Origin of the sequence: Herbaspirillum sp. YR522, from assembly GCF_000282575.1 — a bacterium.
In the GTDB taxonomy this organism is placed as follows: domain Bacteria; phylum Pseudomonadota; class Gammaproteobacteria; order Burkholderiales; family Burkholderiaceae_D; genus Herbaspirillum.
On sequence record NZ_AKJA01000027.1, the window covers coordinates 38346 to 53729 of the forward strand.

Genomic DNA, 15384 nt, shown 5'->3' on the forward strand with positions numbered 1-15384 from the left:
CCACATCATGCTGATCCGCAGAAAATCCATCGAAGCCCAGGCCAATACCAAGGCCGGTCCCAATCGCCGTCGCCTCGAAGCGGATGCCAACAAGCCACGCAAACCCAAGTTCGCACCGGTGACGTTGTCCGAACTGGACGGCGTGCGCTACCTGCACTTCGGCACCGAATGGGTGCAGGGCGCCATGCGTATTCGCAAGCCCGACTGGATCGAACTCGAATACGCCCAGCAGATGATGGCCTGGATGCTGTTCAACCAGGCGCCGCGCCACATCGTGCAGTTCGGCCTGGGTACCGGAGCGCTGACCAAGTTCTCGTATCGGCACTTCGAGCAGGCGCAGGTGAGCGCCGTCGAATTGAACCCGGCCGTGATCGATATCTGCCACAGCATGTTCAAGCTGCCGCCGGCCGACGATCGCCTGATGCTGATCGAAAGCGACGCCATGGATTTCGTATTGCACGCAGCCCGGCACGGCATCATCGATGCGCTGCAAGTCGACCTGTACGACGCCACCGCACGCGGTCCGGTGCTCGACACCCCGGAGTTCTACCAGGCCTGCCATGCCAGCCTGGCACCGGGTGGCGTGATGACGGTCAACCTGTTCGGCGACCACCCCAGCTACGCCAAGAACCTGCGGGCCATGGAATATGCCTTCGACACGGTGATCTCGCTACCCGAGGTACACGACGGCAATGTGGTGGCGATCGCCTTCAAGGAACGCCAGCAGTTCGACTTTCCCACGCTGTATGCGCGCGCCGCACTGATCGAGGCCAGCACCCGCCTGCCGGCCAAGTCCTGGGTCAACGGCATCAAGAGCGCGCTGTAGGCGCCTGGCCCGGCACGCCTGCCCCAACCGATGGCTCCCAGGGCGGATGTTGGCGCATTGCCAATATTCGATGACGGCCCGCCCGCCGACACCGGTGACGGCAGTTCGCAGGCAGTGTCGTTTCCCGGGGCACATCGACCGACTCGACCAGACTCGATCTGCCCGACCGATAGCCCCATTCCCAGGCAACGGCACGGCAGCGATACGACCGGATGCGGAATGCCCGCACGCCCGGGCGGTTTGCGGCAAAAGCAGGGTTATTCCTGATACCAAGCCTCTATTTATGAGAGAACAATACCGTATCTCCTGATAGGGTGGACTCGATGTTTGGACTTTCCAAGAACGGTGCTTCGAACACGGCGAAGATCTTCGTCGTGACCGTATGCGTCGTCATCGCGCTGCTCGAGACCTGGTCGGCCATGCGCGAGCGCGACGTCAAGCTGGCCGAGTCGACGCGCGCCACCTCGAATGTGGCCATGGCGCTGGCACAACATGCCGACCAGACCTTCAATCAAGTCGACATCGTATTATTGGGCCTGCTCGAACGGCTTGAGCGCGACGGCCAATCCGGCGCCGGGCTGGAACGTACCCACGACATGATGGTGATGCGCGTGCGCAGCCTGCCGCAACTGGCGGGCCTGTTCGTCTACGACGAGCACGGGCGCTGGATCGTCAATTCGCAGCAGACACTGGAAACCCGGTTCAACAACGCCGACCGCGACTATTTCATCTACCACCGCGATCACCGCTCGGAAAAGCCCTTCATCGGCAAGCCGATCCGCAGCAAGTCCAACGGGCAATGGATCCTCACCATCAGCCGGCGCATCAACAAGATCGACGGCTCTTTCGGCGGCGTGGTGCTGGGCACCATCGACCTGGCCTTCCTGCAACGTTTCTACGAACGCTTCGACATCGGGCGCGAAGGCGCCATCATGCTGGGCAACCTCGACGGTACGATCCTGCACCGGCGCCCGCTATTGCCCGACAGCATCGGCAAGCGCCTGGACAATTCGCCGCTGTTCCGCGACCACGTCCGGCACCACGTTTCGGGCGAGGTCGAGATCCGCTCGGTGCAGGATGGCATCCTGCGCATCCAGAGTTTCCAGCACCTGGCCGACCATCCCCTGTTTGTCGTGGTGGCCATGTCCAGGAACGAAGTGCTGGCGGAGTGGCGAAGCCACGTGTGGGCACGCGCGCTGGGAGTGGCGCTGTTGCTGCTGGTGCTGTGCTACGGCGGCGCCAGGATGGTGGCCCAGGTGCGGGGGCGCGAGGTCGCCGAGCGCGATGCGGTGGGCGCCCGCAAGGAGCTGGAACAGCTGTACCAGGCGCTCGAGGAACAGGCACAGAAAGACGGCCTGACCGCCGTCTTCAACCGGCGCTACTTCGACCAGGCCTTGCATTCGGAGCTGGCGCGGCTTGGCCGTACGGGTGGTACCTTGTCGCTGATCATGGTCGATGTCGACAATTTCAAGATGTTCAACGACACCTATGGCCATGCCGCCGGCGACGTCTGCCTGCAAAAGGTTGCCGCGACCCTGTCCCATGCGGCGCAACGCAAGCATGACGTGGTGGCGCGCTACGGCGGCGAGGAATTTGCCGTGCTCCTGCCCGACTGCGACAGCAGCTGCGCCCTGGGCATCGCCCAGGCGATGATGGCGCGTCTGCGCAAGCAACGCATCACCCATGCGCACGGCGTGGGTGGCATCGTCACCGCCAGTGTCGGCGTGGCATCGCTGACGGCGCCGGGCGGCCTGACGATCACCCCGCGCGACCTGATCGAAGTGGCCGACGAGGCGCTCTACGTGGCCAAGCACCAGGGCCGCGACCGCATCTCGTTTCGGGCATTTCCCGCCTCGGATGGGCTGGAGGGGCTGTTCCTGACGGAACAAGCCGACTGAGCCCACGCCGGTGGCGGCGATCGGCCTGACGAACCGGCATCCGGACGCTGCCATCCCGGATGGCGCCCCAGGCGGCTGCGGTGCCATAGCGGAACCAGCGGTGCTGGCCAGCCACTCATTGTCAGCCGCATTGCATGCGGCCCAATAATTCCTGACAATGAGGAGACCAGACATGGCCAACGTCGGCCCTAGTGGCGCAGCACCCAGCGCCCACTTCAATGACACCGTTGAAGAGTTACAAACGAAGAAAGATCCAAGCAAGGCAGCACCGGCCAAATCGGCCCTGAAGCCGACCGCCCCCGTGGTTCCGGCGACGGAGGAGCAACTTCGGCGCGAGCAGTTCACCGCCGAATTCCTGCGCGGTGCGCTCGGCCCAGATTCGAAAAGCACCAAGAAGGCATTGGGCGCATTCGTCGAACTGGGCAAGCAGCAATCGTCGCGCCTGAAGCCTGAAATGAAAACCCGGGCTGAACCGAAAACCGAAACAGAGCAAGAACCATCAACCACAACCGACAAGCCCTGATCAAGGCAGCTTGCACGGTTGGTCGCATCAAGCCAGACCGCACCCCATGCCAGGAATTTTCCGGGCATGGGGTGTTTTTCATGGACAGGCGATCGCTTGGCCGACGCGATGAAACCATTGCCCGGCGCAATGACGTGGGCCGATGGAACTTAGCTGCCGCCGCGGACATAAATACAGCATTGGTGTATGCGGCATGGCCGCGCACTTGAAGGCGAAAATCGTTTTGGACGGGGGTTCGATTCCCCCCACCTCCACCAAATGCGGGAAGGGGCGCTCGGCTGCCTTCCTCCATCTGAAGGGGGTGACCTGGTTTCGACAGGGCGACAAGTATCCGGAGACACACCACGTCAGGCGACCGACGTAAATAGCGCAAATCCATAATTGCAAATGAACCGCAATTCGTTGCTTACGGCACCTAATAGTCGTTAAGCCGAGTATCCGGCCCCTTCGCAAGAAGGCTTGGGAACAGAAAGGCCGGACGTCTCTATCGTTAGCAGCGAGAGAAATGTCGAGCGTAGGCGAAGGCTTCGGACGTCTTCATAGTCGACAACCGTAGAGGGTGCAACCTGTAGACTGGGGGCAATGATCATGGGCCGCTGCCGCACAGGCGGGGCGGGGCGGGGCGGGGTGGCCTGGCACTGCATGCGCAGCGGATGGCCGCCCGCCATCGTCGACGGCCCGGTCGCCGCCGTGAGCGCCTTTGGCCGAGCTCGCCTGCCGTTATTCTTTACCGTTATTTCTTGTCATTACGTGCGCTACCGCACGAGCCCCCACCGATAAGTGCGCTACCGTGAAAGCGATGCGGTTGACCCTGCATGCATTTAGCCGGCGCGAGCCGGACTCGAGCCCCCTGCCCCATCCTCACACACCTCGGTACGGGGGGCTTTTTTTGCCCCAGTTCTTCACCAGCGAAGAAGGCACAATGCCTACCTACGACACCACCGGAAGCGATGGCAGCTTTTTCTACCAGGTGCAGTACACGCAACGGGAAAGCGGGTGGTCGCTGGATGGGATAAGGATCATGCGTGGCAGCGACCTGGTGTTTTCGCAATCGATCGCGACCGGGTTCTATCCCACCGAGGCGGTGGCCATCGCCTATGGCATCAACCGCTGCGAATCATTCGTGAGCGCCTTCACGCTTGGCGGCATCAGCTGGAACGATTTCCAGCATGCGCACGGACAACTGCCCTAGCACCACGGCAAGGCATCGCGGCCGGGCGAGATCCGGGCTTACTCGACCAGCCAGAGATCCACCCCGTCCTTGGTGGACACCTTCACCAGCCCTTGCGTGCGGCTATGGACGGTAAAGATGCCGGTGAGCGGCACGCAATGCTGCTTGGTGACTTCGATGATCTCGCGCGTGGCCTGATCCTTGGCCTGTTCGTTATCGGTGGTCATGATGACCCGTGTCAATCGCACGCGTGCCTGCTGCACCTGCGTGCTGTCGCAGGCGATATCGTCCTCCAGGTGGATCGAATCGGCATGCGCGTCAGCGGCGAATAAAGCAAGAATGGCCATGGCCAGCGTCGTTCTCTTCATGAGCATTGCACCTTTTCTAAGTCATAACCGGCCGCCGACCGCGCCGCCCCCTCGTGTCGTCGCCCCCTGCCCTGCGAGACAACTAACTCCGGTAACCACCTTAGTCCTGCAAATGTTGGAAGGTCAAGGACTTATCGAGTTGGCATCCCTATCCCCGAGCAGGATCGGCGGCATCGCTGCCCGGCGCAAGCCCATCGGGCAGTCAACGGTAACCAAGGCGCCGCGCATGCGATACATCCCGACTTCGACGGACTTAACTGAAAATCAAATGATACACAATCAGATAAATCCTGATGCACAACATTGGCCCAAGGAAATAAAGTACATCTCAGGGATTTCCTTATGGTGCGCCATGAAAACTTTCAAAATGATCACGACGTCAATCTGCCTTTGCCTGGCAGCAGGCTGGATCAGCCCTGCCGACGCATCCACGTCATCGAAAGCGCTCACCGTATCGGCGGTCGTCACGACCACCTGCCAATTGACCCAGGACCACGACAACCTGTCCGTGGTCACCAGCGTGTGCACCAACGGTGTCGATTTTTCGACCCCCGCAGCCGGTCAGCACACGCCATTGATCCAGCGCGCGGCGTCAGGTCCGGTCGTTATCTTCTGAGCGTAGCGATCGGCGCAGGTCTTCGATAATTCCTTCTACAAGCCGTTGCCTGGCTTCAGGGTGCGGCACGATCTGCCGTGACCCATACATCTTTGCACCACCACATGACGTGGCCGTACCGAGCGTTTGTGACGAGATCAAACACCGTTGCTCAAGCGCGTCCCCCAAAGAACATCGGCCCGATCCACAACCGCCGAATGAAAAAATTAAAAAAGTTTAAAAAAGAGCTTGCGCAGATAAAAAACCCTACCTATAATGCGACCTCTCTTGCAGTACAGCAGCACGTACAGCACGGGGCGTTAGCTCAGTTGGTAGAGCAGCGGACTCTTAATCCGTAGGTCCACAGTTCGAATCTGTGACGCCCCACCAGAATTCAGTAGGTAGAAAATCAAGCACTTGCGAGCGATCGCGGTGCTTTTTTTTCGTCCGGCGGCTGCGCTGTTTCGTTGCCGACTCCACCCGGTCGATCAAAGCCGCATTCCCGGGAAATCTGCGATGTACAAAAAAACGCCGCCCGCTTGTTCACCGGGCGGCGCTTGCCGCACTCGACGGCTTTTCGCCGACAAGCTTCAACTGAAACATCAATGGCCAGACCTGAAATGCCGCGGTAACCAGCCAGGGGCAAGATGCACCCATACCGAATGCATTACCACCCTCACCCCTGGAGCCAGCCATGCGTATCTATTGCTTCTACTTCGTCACCGCTATCACCCTGCTGGCATCTGCCGGCGCCGAAGCCGCTACCCGCGGCATCATGCGTGCCAACAATGAATTCGTCTTCCAGCTCATGAACGCCTTCAGCGGCATCCTTCACTAACCGAATCCCGACAGGAGAACATCATGCTCGTCTCGCTCTATCAGGCCGCGTCGCACCTGGTGCATCAGCTCGCCCACCTGCTGCCGCTCTAGTTGCTGCCGCGCGCCGTCAGCACCACCGGCGCCGATGTCCGGTCCTCGCCCGCTTCCTGGGCCTGCCGGTAGCGCTCGAAGTTGTCGCGATTGATCTGGGATTGCTCTTCGGCGTGCTGGTAGGCCAACTGTTCCGCCGGTGACCTGCTGCAACCGCAGAGGACCATCGCGCAGAGGACCCAGGGCAAATAGGTACGCATGTTCGTCTCCATGAATTATTTTATTTTCCTGATGGAAATATACTCCGACATTTCCAGAAGGCAAGTAAAAATCACGAAAACTCGCAACTATTCGAGCAAGCGGGCGCTGCGGGGGTCTCCCCGTGCGCTTGTTATTTCCAGGACAACGCATGCATCTCGACGACAATCAATTCGCGCTGGTCATTGGCGCAACACCGCTGGTATCGATCGACCTGGTCATCCGCAACGACCACGACCAGGTGCTGCTCGGCCTGCGCCGCAACCGTCCGGCGCAGGGCATGTGGTTCGTGCCAGGTGGGCGTATTCGAAAAAACGAGGGCTTGCAGTCGGCGCTGCACCGCGTCGCCCGATCGGAACTGGGGGTGATCCCGCAAGCCTGGACGCTGCTGGGCGCGTACGACCATTTCTATGCCGATAATGCACTTGGCCGCGACCATCTGGGTACCCACTATGTGGCGCTGGGCTGTGCCTGCACGCTGGCGCCCGGCTACGCCATCCTGGCCGATGACCAGCATGCCCAATTGCGCTGGTGGCCAATCGATGAGTTGATGAACAGCCCGCTGGTGCATCAGAACACCCGCCACTATTTCGAAGCGGACGCGCCTAATCGACTTTGAGGCGGACCCCCGCCAGGGCACGGGCTAGCGACACCACACCGCCAAGGCCGCCCGCAACGCCAGCATCGTGTCGTCCCACTGCCCGGCCTGCTGCTGCCGGAACAGCCGCGCGCCGGGGTACCACGGCGAATCGAAGCGATTCAGGCTCCAGCGCCAGTCGGGGGCGAACGGCAAGGCAATCCAGACCGGCATGCCCAGCGCGCCTGCCAGGTGCGCGGCGGCAGTGTCGACGCTGATCAATAAATCCATGCAGGCAAGCGCGGCGGCGGTGTCGGCAAAGTCGACAATGCCCTCGCCCAGCCAGTGCCAACGCGATTGGGACTGCATCTGCAGCCATGCATGGTCGGCAGCGCGCAGATCGGGCTGGATGACGAAGAAATCGACATCCGGGCGCGCCTGCGCCAATGTGGCGAAGCGCTGCAGTTCGATCGATCGGCGCCGGTCGTTGGTATTGCCGGCATTGCCCGAACACACCACGCCTACCCGCAAACGCCCCGCCGCGGCCGGCGACAGCGCATCGATGCCGGTCTGCCATGCGGCGCGGCGCGCCCCATCCGCCTGCAGGTAGGACGGTGCCGCAGGAATGGAATCGGGCTGCGTATTGCACACCAGCGGCAAACTCATGAGTGGCAATTGCAACTGCACACCAGCCAGCGGCTCGCCGGTGCCGACGATGTCGATCGACTGCGCCACCGACAAGGTATGCATCAACGCCTTCAGGCTGGCGGGTACTTCCAGTACGACCTGCGCACCGGCGTCGACCATGTGCCGCACGTAACGACAGAACTGGATGGTGTCGCCGTGGCCCTGTTCGGCCCACAACAGGAGGCGCCTGCCGGTCAGCGGGCTGGCGCCGTTCCAGGCGGGGATGCCGGCATGCCGGTAGGGGTCGGCGCCGCGCCCTTCCCAGCGCCATTCGTAGAGCGGCCAGGCCTCCTGCCACTGGCCCATGATCAATAACGACAGTGCCAGGTTGACCTTGGCATCGGCGTCGTCCGGTGCCAGGCGCAGTGCGCGTCGGTAGCTGTCGATGGCCTGCTCGTATTGCCGCAGGCGTGCCAGGCTGGTACCGCGACTGACGTGGGCATCCGTCAGTTCGGGGTCGACGATCAATGCTTCGTCGAAATAACGCAGGGCGTCTTCGAACATGCCGTCGGCATGTTCGATCAGGCCGGCATCGAGCCAGTAACCGGCGCGCTGGCGATCCAGGCGCAACGCCTGGGCCATGCTGCGGCGGGCGCTGTCGAATTGCCCGGCACGCTCTTGCAGCATGGCGCGCCGATGCCAGGCATCGGCCAGTTCGGGTTGCAGCCGCGTGGCTTGTTCGATCAGTTGCAGTGCCTGCCCGTCGTTGCGCCCCGACGGGGCAAGTGCCTGCAGGGCGGCCGCGGCAGCCAGGAAGATCTCGGCACGCTGCTGGCCCGACTCGATCAGGGCACGAAACAGCAGGAAGGCGTCTTCATGACGCCCCAGCTCGAAGAACACCCGCCCCAGCTGGTAGCGCACGGCCACGCTCTGCTCGGCATCGGCGGCCAGGCCGCGCAGGGCGCGCTGCAACACCAGTGCCGCCTCGTCGAAGCGATGCTGGGCGGCGGCCACGCTGCCCAGCAGGTGCAGTGCCTGGGGTTGGTCGGGGGTATCCTGCAGCAATGCCAGCAGGATCTGTTCGGCCTGGGAGTATTGGTCCTGCTGGAACAGCTGGTGGGCCTGTCGGAGCGATTCGGTGGGATTCATGGCGGTGCGATCGGGTGCGAACCGCGCTATTGTCTCATCCCGCGGCGCGGCGGCGCCAAAGCAGTCGCAGCGCCAGCAACACGCCGACGATGACCGCAAACAGCAGCGGCTGGGCAATCAGGTTCTTGCCCGACTTGTCCCACCAGTAGTGCAAGACCCCCAATGGCACGATCAGGTAGATCAGGCGGTGCAGCTGCGCCCAGCGCTTGCCGCCCAGCCGGCGCACCATGCCGTTGGTGCTGGTGATGGCCAACGGGATGGTCAGCACCAGCGCGATCACGCCTACCGTGATGAAAGGACGCTTGACGATGTCGCGCCAGATCGCCGCCAGGTCGAAGAAATGATCGAACCAGACAAAGGCGGTGAAGTGTAGCGCCATGTACAGGAAGGCCATCAAGCCTGCCATGCGCCGCATGCGCACCAGCCAGTTGATGCCGGTCAACTTGCGCAACGGAGTGATGGCCAGCGTGATGCACAGCAGATAAAGGGTCCAGTCGCCGGTGCCGTGGGTGATCGCCTCGAGCGGGTTGGCGCCCAGGCCGCCGGTCAAACCCAGCACCAGCAGCCGCAGCAGGGGCGTGGCCGCCAGCAGCAGCAGCAACCACCAGATGGCGGTGACGGTGCGCGGTCCAAGATTGCGTACGCAGGCCGGAGCTAATGGCATCGCCGCTCCGTCAGTAGAACTTGCGCAGGTCCATGCCGGTATACAGGCTGGCCACGTCGTTGTATCCGTTGAACATCAGCGTCTTGCGCTTGGGGGCGAAGAAGCCGTCTTCGCCGATGCGGCGTTCGCTGGCCTGCGACCAGCGCGGATGGTCGACGTTGGGATTGACGTTGGAATAGAAACCGTATTCCTGCGGGGCATACAGGTTCCAGGCGGTCTTCGGTTCTTCCTTGAGGAAGCGGATGGCGACGATCGACTTGGCCGACTTGAAACCGTACTTCCACGGCAGCACGATGCGAACCGGCGCGCCGTTCTGGTTGGGCAGCACTTCGCCATACATGCCGAAGGTGAGCAAGGCCAGCGGGTGATTGGCTTCGTCCATGCGCAGGCCTTCGCGATAGGGCCACTTCAGGATCGGGTCGTTGAGCCCCGGCATCTGCTTGTTGTCTGCCAGCGTGACGAATTCGACATACTTGGCATTGCCGGTCGGTTCGGCCTTCTTGAGCAGCGCCGACAGCGAATAACCGATCCAGGGGATCACCATCGACCACCCCTCCACGCAGCGCAGTCGATAGATGCGTTCTTCCAGCGGCGCCAGCTTCATCAGTGCATCGAGGTCCAGCGTGAACGGCTTCTTGACCTCGCCCTCGATCGACACCGTCCACGGGCTGGTCTTGAGCGTGCCGGCGTTCTTGGCCGGATCGGACTTGTCGGTGCCGAACTCGTAGAAGTTGTTATAGGTCGTGGCGTCCTTGTAGGCGGTCTGTTTTTCCATCACCGCGTAGGCATTGTTCAACCTGGCCGGCAACTTTCGGCCCTGCTGGGCAAACGCCGAGGCCACCGCCCCCAGCCCACCCAGGCCGGCCAGGGCCGCACCGGCGGCCACCCGCCCCATGAAACTGCGGCGCGCCTGGTAGATCTCACGCGGGGTGATTTCGGACGCGGTGGGAATCTCGATCTGGTCGGGACGGATCTTGATCAGCATGGGGGCTCCATCGAACAGGGTTGGTGCAAGGCAACGGCCTTGCTGACATGATGCATGCTAGGGACCACACGGTGACAGCCGGATGGCATTCTGATGACAATTTTGTCATGAACAAAACCGGTGTGGTTGCTAGAATCCGGCGATTGCTTTCATGATGCTCGATTCTCTCTCATCCTCGAAGAAGACGCATGGCCATTCTCGTAATCGAAGACGATCCCAAGACCGGCGACTACCTGAAAAAAGGCTTGCGCGAATCCGGCTATGCGGTCGACCTGGCGCGCAATGGCACCGATGGCCTGCACCTGGCGCTCGAAAACGACTACGACCTGGTGGTACTGGATGTAATGCTGCCCGGCCTCGACGGCTGGCAGGTCATGGGTGCGCTGCGCGCCCGGCGCGACCTGCCGGTGCTGTTCCTGACCGCACGCGACCATGTCGACGACCGGATCCGAGGCTTGCAACTGGGCGCCGACGACTACCTGGTCAAGCCGTTTTCGTTCACCGAACTGGTATTGCGCATCCGCACCCTGCTGCGCCGGGGCGTGCAGCGTGAAGCCGAGGTCTACCAGATCGCCGACCTGCAACTGGATCATGTGCGGCACAAGGTCACGCGCCAGGGCGTCAACATCGCCCTGACCAACAAGGAATTCATGTTGCTGCACTTGTTGATCAAGCGCCGCGGCGAGGCGCTGTCGCGCAGCGTGATCGCCTCCCAGGTATGGGACATGAACTTCGACAGCGACACCAACGTGGTCGATGTCGCCATCAAGCGCCTGCGTGCCAAGCTCGACGCCCCCTTCGAGCACAAGCTGATCCACACCGTGCGCAGCGTGGGCTACATGTTCTCGGAACATCCATGATGGCCACCCGGCGCGGTACGATGCGGCACCTGCCGCTGACCTTGCGGGTGGCGCTGCTGTTTGCGCTGATCGCGGCAACCGTGGTCACCGCCCTGGGCTGGTACCTGTACGGCAGCGCGCGCGAGTCGCTCGAATTGCGCGCCGACCAGGCCCTTACCGGGCGGGTCGAGCACTTTCGCACCCTGATGCGCGACCTGGTCAATGTGCAGCAGATGGAGCAGCGCCCGGCCCTGTTCGAAAGCATGATGGGCAACGAACAGGATGTGCGCATCTTCCGCCGCCAGGGCGAGGCGCCATTCATCCAGAGCAACCCCGAGCGGCTGGTGCCGCCCGAGATGGAGGCGGTGCCGGTCGGCACCCCGTTGTCGGCCGACGACTTGTTTACCAGTACCCGCGCCGATGGCGTGCAGGTACGCTGGGCCGCGGCGCTGGCCGAGGTGGGCAACGAGCGCGATGGCCGCAATACGGTCGAGATCGTGGCCGGCTACGTGATGGTGGAAGAGGCGCGCATGATGCGTTCGTATCGCTGGCGCCTGGTTGCGGCCGCCGCCGCGGCGGTATTGCTGACCGCGCTGCTGGGCTGGCTGTTGTTGCATCACGGCTTGCGCCCGCTGCAAGAGATGAGTCGACGCGCAGCGCGCATCACGCCGGACCACCTGAGCACCCGCCTGGAACAGGACGGCATGCCCGAGGAACTACGTCGCGTGGCGCTATCGTTCAACGCCATGCTCGATCGCCTGGAGGCCGGCTATGCCCACCTGTCGCAATTTTCGGGCGACCTGGCCCACGAGATCCGCACGCCGGTCAATGTGCTGATGGGCCAGAGCCAGGTAGCGCTGGGCCAGCGCCGTTCGCCGCAAGAGTATGAGCAACTGCTGGAATCGAACGTCGAGGAACTGCAACGCCTGTCGCGCATCATCGACAACATCCTGTTCCTGGCCCAGGCCGACCATGCCACGCTGGCGGTCGATTGCAGCGATTTCGAACTGGAGCGTGAGCTGCGCCGCATCGCCGATTACTTCGAAGGCCTGGCCGAGGAGCGCGGCATGCAGCTGGTGCTCGATGCGCACGGCAGCTGCCACGCCAATCTCGACATGTGGCGCCGCGCGGTCGGCAACCTGGTGGTCAATGCAATCCGCCATGGCGAAGCCGACGGCGCCATTCGCATCAGCGCCCGGGCCGATGCGAGCGGCAGCCGCATCGTGGTCGAGAATCGCAGCGCCGATGCGCTACCGCACAGCATGGCGCGCATGTTCGACCGCTTCTACCGGGGCGACCGCTCGCGCACCGCGCTGACCGAGTCGAACGGACTGGGCCTGGCCATCGTCAAGGCCATCATGGGATTGCATCGGGGCACGGCGACCGTGGAATGTACGCAACCGGGGTGGATCAGGTTCACGCTGCAGTTCCCCGGTTCAGACTGACCGGGGTCGCTGCCACGCAGCACATCGTCATTGCTTTTCGATATGCACCTGCACCACCGTCGGCGCCGCCTGCGGCGCGGCCAGGGCCGCCTGCTCGAGCGCGTCGGCGGCAGCCTGTGCCTCGCGTTCTTCGGCTGCGCGCCGGGCCTTTCTGGCCGCCGAGGCGCGCGTGAAGATGATCTTCAGGGCCGCCATCACCGGCACCGACAGGAAGATGCCGGCTACCCCGCCCAGCTGGTCACCGGCCAGCAGGCCCAGGATCACCATCAGCGGACTGACCTCGACGCCTTCGCTCATCAGGTAGGGATTGAGCACGTAATCCTGGAACAGGCGGTAGGCCACGATGAAGCCCACCAGCCACAGCAGGTGCGGATAGCCGCTGAAGCCGGCCACCAGCAAGGCCGCGGCGCTGGCCGCCAGCGGTCCGGCGAAGGGAATGAATTCGAGTACCGCCGCCAGCCCTGCCAGCAGCATCGCATAGGGCACGCCCATGAGCGAAAAGGCGATGCTGTAGGCCGCCAGGGTGGCGATCGACAGGAACAGCAAGGCGCGCACGTAGCGCGACAGCAGCACGTCGAGGTCCTTGATGATGTTATTCCATAGCCGACGGTTACCGCCGTTCATCCAGGACAGCATCTCGTCGCGGATGGCCGGCGCATCCTTGATCAGCAAAAAGCTGATGATCGGCACCAGCACCAGGTAGATCAGGTTGCTGGCGGCATGCATGACGCCCACCCCGAACTGCTTGGCCAGCGGCATGGCCTGGTCGGTGCCGTTGGCCAGCTGGTCGCGCAGGAAGCCAAGGATGCGCTCGCGCACCGGCTCGGCAAACCCCGGCAGCGGGATGCGGGCAACCATATCGTTGGAGCGCAACAGGGACGGCAACTGCTCGCTCAGGTGCAGCGCCTCTTCCTGGATGCGCGAGCCGAACACGGCGGCCACCGCTGCCACGATGGCCAGCACCAGCGCAAATACCACTGCGATCGATACCGTACGTGGCACCCGGCGCGGGCGCACCCGCTCCATCTGCTCCACCAGCGGATAGACCAGATAGCTGAAGAACACCGAGAACACCAGCACCAGCAGCGTGGCCGAGACGGTATAGGTGATGAAGAACAGCAACGCCACCAGGGCCACGGTCCAGACGATCCTGGCGATGCGCAAATCGAAACCCAGCATAGAAAACCTTTGGATGACGCCCAGCACGCATCGGTCCCCTGACCGCAATCATCGCGCTGGCTGCAGACGATCCGCAGCACGGCTGAGCTTGACCGAAAGCTTAGAGCAAACCGCCAATATGCCCCATCAGCCGATCTCTTCTGACGCTGTAGGACAGCGCGAGGAACCCGCCCCACAGGCAATCCGCCCGGCGCGGCTGCCATGTTGCCTTGAATGCACGAGATGTTATACGATGTCTGATCACATAGAATTCACTGGAAACCACATGTCCAAACACGATCACGGCAACCCCGTCAACACCACACGGCGCACCGTCCTGCTGGGCGGCCTGGCGATGGCCGGCGCGGCGCTCGATGCCTCGGCGCAGGCATTCGATTTCAAGCCCAGCCAGCGTTATCCGGATCCCGCCATCGAAGTGCTGGACAAGAGCTTCCTGAAATATCGCCTGTTCAGCGCCGGCGTGGAACAACTGGCCAGCGGCTTTCGCTGGGTCGAAGGTCCGGTATGGTTCGGCGATGGTCGCTTCCTGCTGTTTTCGGACATTCCCAACAACCGCATCATGCGCTGGGATGAAGCCACCGGCCAGACCTCGGTGTTTCGCCAGCCCTCCAACTTCAGCAATGGCCTGGCGCGCGACCGGCAGGGCCGCCTGCTGGCATGCGAACATCTCACGCGCCGCGTTACCCGCACCGAATACGATGGCAGCATCACGGTGCTGGCCGAACGCTACAACGGCAAGCGTTTCAATTCGCCCAACGACATCATCGTCAAGTCGGATGGCTCGATCTGGTTCACCGACCCGCCGTTCGGCATCGCAGGCGAATGGGAAGGCGACAAGCAGACCTCGGAACTGCCGCATTCGGTCTATCGCATCGACGGCCAGAGCGGCAAGCTGAGCCTGGTCACGGATACCCTGGCCGGCCCTAACGGACTGGCGTTTTCGCCAGACGAAAAACTGCTCTACATCAACGAGTCGCGTGCCACGCCCAATCGCGTGATCTGGGCCTACGAACTGACCGACAACGGCACCCGCCTGGGCCAGCGCCGACTGGCGGTCGACGCCAACGGACCTGGAGGCATCGACGGCTTCAAGCTCGACACCGACGGCAACCTGTGGTGCGGCTGGGGCAGCAACGGCTCACTCGAGGCCAATGCGGCCGAACTCGACGGCGTGCGCGTATTCAATCCCCAAGGCCGGGCCATCGCCCATATCCACCTGCCGGAGCGCTGCCCCAACCTGGTGTTTGGCGGCGCCAAGAAGAATCGCCTGTTCATGGCCAGCAGCCATTCGCTTTACTCGCTGTATGTCGAGGCGCGCGGCGCAAGCTAGGATGGCCACGCAAAAAAAATCGCGCATCGGGGATGCGCGATTTTTTTGCTTGCAGGTTGCGGCGGCGGCGGTGGCGTGGC

At 62.8% G+C, this 15384-nt stretch carries 16 protein-coding genes, 1 tRNA gene and 1 other RNA gene; 12 read left to right on the forward strand and 6 right to left on the reverse strand.

Features of this window, described 5'->3' with window-relative positions:
* Positions 1–7: 7 nt before the first annotated feature.
* The 5 genes from PMI40_RS05040 to PMI40_RS05055 all read left to right on the forward strand — a co-directional run bounded on the left by PMI40_RS05040 (position 8) and on the right by PMI40_RS05055 (position 4439).
* Positions 8–826 (forward strand): spermidine synthase, encoded by an 819-nt coding sequence (locus PMI40_RS05040; RefSeq protein ID WP_040501690.1) that lies wholly within the window; start codon positions 8–10, stop codon positions 824–826.
* A gap of 323 nt (positions 827–1149) precedes the next feature.
* Entirely contained in the window at positions 1150–2724 is a 1575-nt protein-coding gene (locus PMI40_RS05045) for a sensor domain-containing diguanylate cyclase (protein ID WP_008112808.1), read from the forward strand.
* A gap of 172 nt (positions 2725–2896) precedes the next feature.
* A complete protein-coding gene (locus tag PMI40_RS05050; RefSeq protein ID WP_008112810.1) occupies positions 2897–3247 on the forward strand; it encodes a hypothetical protein in 351 nt (116 codons plus the stop codon).
* A 165-nt stretch (positions 3248–3412) separates the two neighbouring features.
* Positions 3413–3747, forward strand: a transfer-messenger RNA (tmRNA) gene (gene ssrA, locus PMI40_RS23185).
* A 422-nt stretch (positions 3748–4169) separates the two neighbouring features.
* Entirely contained in the window at positions 4170–4439 is a 270-nt protein-coding gene (locus PMI40_RS05055; RefSeq protein ID WP_008112813.1) for a hypothetical protein, read from the forward strand.
* Between the two features lie 38 nt (positions 4440–4477).
* Here the strand turns inward: PMI40_RS05055 and PMI40_RS05060 are convergent, their stop codons facing one another.
* Complete coding sequence (locus tag PMI40_RS05060) at positions 4478–4786, reverse strand: hypothetical protein (protein ID WP_008112814.1); 309 nt, start codon at positions 4784–4786, stop codon at positions 4478–4480.
* Between PMI40_RS05060 and PMI40_RS23705 the strand changes: the two genes are divergently transcribed.
* The 3 genes from PMI40_RS23705 (at position 4764) to PMI40_RS23710 (ending at position 6219) form a co-directional block, all read left to right on the forward strand.
* Positions 4764–5402, forward strand: a complete 639-nt coding sequence (locus tag PMI40_RS23705; protein ID WP_157221445.1) for a hypothetical protein — start codon at positions 4764–4766, stop codon at positions 5400–5402. The genes PMI40_RS05060 and PMI40_RS23705 overlap by 23 nt on opposite strands.
* Before the next feature lie 293 nt (positions 5403–5695).
* Positions 5696–5771: transfer RNA gene (locus PMI40_RS05070), tRNA-Lys, on the forward strand.
* 304 nt (positions 5772–6075) lie between these two features.
* Positions 6076–6219 (forward strand): hypothetical protein, encoded by a 144-nt coding sequence (locus PMI40_RS23710; RefSeq protein ID WP_008112815.1) that lies wholly within the window; start codon positions 6076–6078, stop codon positions 6217–6219.
* An 88-nt stretch (positions 6220–6307) separates the two neighbouring features.
* Here PMI40_RS23710 and PMI40_RS05075 read toward each other — a convergent pair whose 3' ends face one another.
* Positions 6308–6511 carry a hypothetical protein gene (locus PMI40_RS05075; RefSeq protein WP_008112817.1) on the reverse strand — a complete coding sequence of 68 codons (204 nt, stop codon included), beginning with the start codon at positions 6509–6511 and terminating at the stop codon, positions 6308–6310.
* A gap of 149 nt (positions 6512–6660) precedes the next feature.
* On the opposite strand from PMI40_RS05075, the gene PMI40_RS05080 reads away from it, so the two are divergent.
* Entirely contained in the window at positions 6661–7128 is a 468-nt protein-coding gene (locus PMI40_RS05080) for a GDP-mannose mannosyl hydrolase (protein WP_008112819.1), read from the forward strand.
* Between the two features lie 24 nt (positions 7129–7152).
* Here the strand turns inward: PMI40_RS05080 and PMI40_RS05085 are convergent, their stop codons facing one another.
* From PMI40_RS05085 to msrP, 3 genes are read right to left on the reverse strand one after another with little or no spacing between them, the layout of a single operon-like run.
* Entirely contained in the window at positions 7153–8862 is a 1710-nt protein-coding gene (locus tag PMI40_RS05085; protein WP_008112820.1) for a lipopolysaccharide assembly protein LapB, read from the reverse strand.
* Between the two features lie 34 nt (positions 8863–8896).
* Positions 8897–9526 (reverse strand): sulfite oxidase heme-binding subunit YedZ, encoded by a 630-nt coding sequence (locus PMI40_RS05090; RefSeq protein WP_008112824.1) that lies wholly within the window; start codon positions 9524–9526, stop codon positions 8897–8899.
* A 10-nt stretch (positions 9527–9536) separates the two neighbouring features.
* On the reverse strand, positions 9537–10511 hold the full coding sequence (gene msrP, locus PMI40_RS05095; protein ID WP_008112826.1) for a protein-methionine-sulfoxide reductase catalytic subunit MsrP: 975 nt from the start codon (positions 10509–10511) through the stop codon (positions 9537–9539).
* A 188-nt stretch (positions 10512–10699) separates the two neighbouring features.
* Here msrP and PMI40_RS05100 point away from each other — a divergent pair, with 188 nt between their 5' ends.
* Positions 10700–11371 (forward strand): heavy metal response regulator transcription factor, encoded by a 672-nt coding sequence (locus PMI40_RS05100; protein WP_008112829.1) that lies wholly within the window; start codon positions 10700–10702, stop codon positions 11369–11371.
* Positions 11368–12795: a heavy metal sensor histidine kinase gene (locus PMI40_RS05105; protein ID WP_008112831.1), complete on the forward strand. Its 1428-nt coding sequence runs from the start codon at positions 11368–11370 to the stop codon at positions 12793–12795. The genes PMI40_RS05100 and PMI40_RS05105 overlap by 4 nt, the downstream gene beginning before the upstream one ends.
* A gap of 27 nt (positions 12796–12822) precedes the next feature.
* Here the strand turns inward: PMI40_RS05105 and PMI40_RS05110 are convergent, their stop codons facing one another.
* Positions 12823–13974: an AI-2E family transporter gene (locus PMI40_RS05110; protein ID WP_008112833.1), complete on the reverse strand. Its 1152-nt coding sequence runs from the start codon at positions 13972–13974 to the stop codon at positions 12823–12825.
* Positions 13975–14239: 265 nt separating this feature from the next.
* On the opposite strand from PMI40_RS05110, the gene PMI40_RS05115 reads away from it, so the two are divergent.
* A complete protein-coding gene (locus PMI40_RS05115; protein ID WP_008112834.1) occupies positions 14240–15304 on the forward strand; it encodes an SMP-30/gluconolactonase/LRE family protein in 1065 nt (354 codons plus the stop codon).
* The last annotated feature ends 80 nt before the right edge of the window (positions 15305–15384 follow it).

Excerpts from the sequence above, each read along its gene's own strand:
- PMI40_RS05115 (WP_008112834.1), top strand. The coding sequence starts at position 14,240 with ATGTCCAAACACGATCACGGCAACCCCGTCAACACCACACGGCGCACC.
- PMI40_RS05085 (WP_008112820.1), bottom strand. The coding sequence starts at position 8,862 with ATGAATCCCACCGAATCGCTCCGACAGGCCCACCAGCTGTTCCAGCAG.
- PMI40_RS05045 (WP_008112808.1), top strand. The coding sequence starts at position 1,150 with ATGTTTGGACTTTCCAAGAACGGTGCTTCGAACACGGCGAAGATCTTC.
- PMI40_RS05080 (WP_008112819.1), top strand. The coding sequence starts at position 6,661 with ATGCATCTCGACGACAATCAATTCGCGCTGGTCATTGGCGCAACACCG.
- PMI40_RS05105 (WP_008112831.1), top strand. The coding sequence starts at position 11,368 with ATGATGGCCACCCGGCGCGGTACGATGCGGCACCTGCCGCTGACCTTG.
- PMI40_RS05110 (WP_008112833.1), bottom strand. The coding sequence starts at position 13,974 with ATGCTGGGTTTCGATTTGCGCATCGCCAGGATCGTCTGGACCGTGGCC.
- PMI40_RS05075 (WP_008112817.1), bottom strand. The coding sequence starts at position 6,511 with ATGCGTACCTATTTGCCCTGGGTCCTCTGCGCGATGGTCCTCTGCGGT.
- PMI40_RS23710 (WP_008112815.1), top strand. The coding sequence starts at position 6,076 with ATGCGTATCTATTGCTTCTACTTCGTCACCGCTATCACCCTGCTGGCA.
- PMI40_RS05060 (WP_008112814.1), bottom strand. The coding sequence starts at position 4,786 with ATGAAGAGAACGACGCTGGCCATGGCCATTCTTGCTTTATTCGCCGCT.
- PMI40_RS23705 (WP_157221445.1), top strand. The coding sequence starts at position 4,764 with ATGGCCAGCGTCGTTCTCTTCATGAGCATTGCACCTTTTCTAAGTCAT.
- PMI40_RS05050 (WP_008112810.1), top strand. The coding sequence starts at position 2,897 with ATGGCCAACGTCGGCCCTAGTGGCGCAGCACCCAGCGCCCACTTCAAT.
- msrP (WP_008112826.1), bottom strand. The coding sequence starts at position 10,511 with ATGCTGATCAAGATCCGTCCCGACCAGATCGAGATTCCCACCGCGTCC.
- PMI40_RS05055 (WP_008112813.1), top strand. The coding sequence starts at position 4,170 with ATGCCTACCTACGACACCACCGGAAGCGATGGCAGCTTTTTCTACCAG.
- PMI40_RS05090 (WP_008112824.1), bottom strand. The coding sequence starts at position 9,526 with ATGCCATTAGCTCCGGCCTGCGTACGCAATCTTGGACCGCGCACCGTC.
- PMI40_RS05100 (WP_008112829.1), top strand. The coding sequence starts at position 10,700 with ATGGCCATTCTCGTAATCGAAGACGATCCCAAGACCGGCGACTACCTG.
- PMI40_RS05040 (WP_040501690.1), top strand. The coding sequence starts at position 8 with ATGCTGATCCGCAGAAAATCCATCGAAGCCCAGGCCAATACCAAGGCC.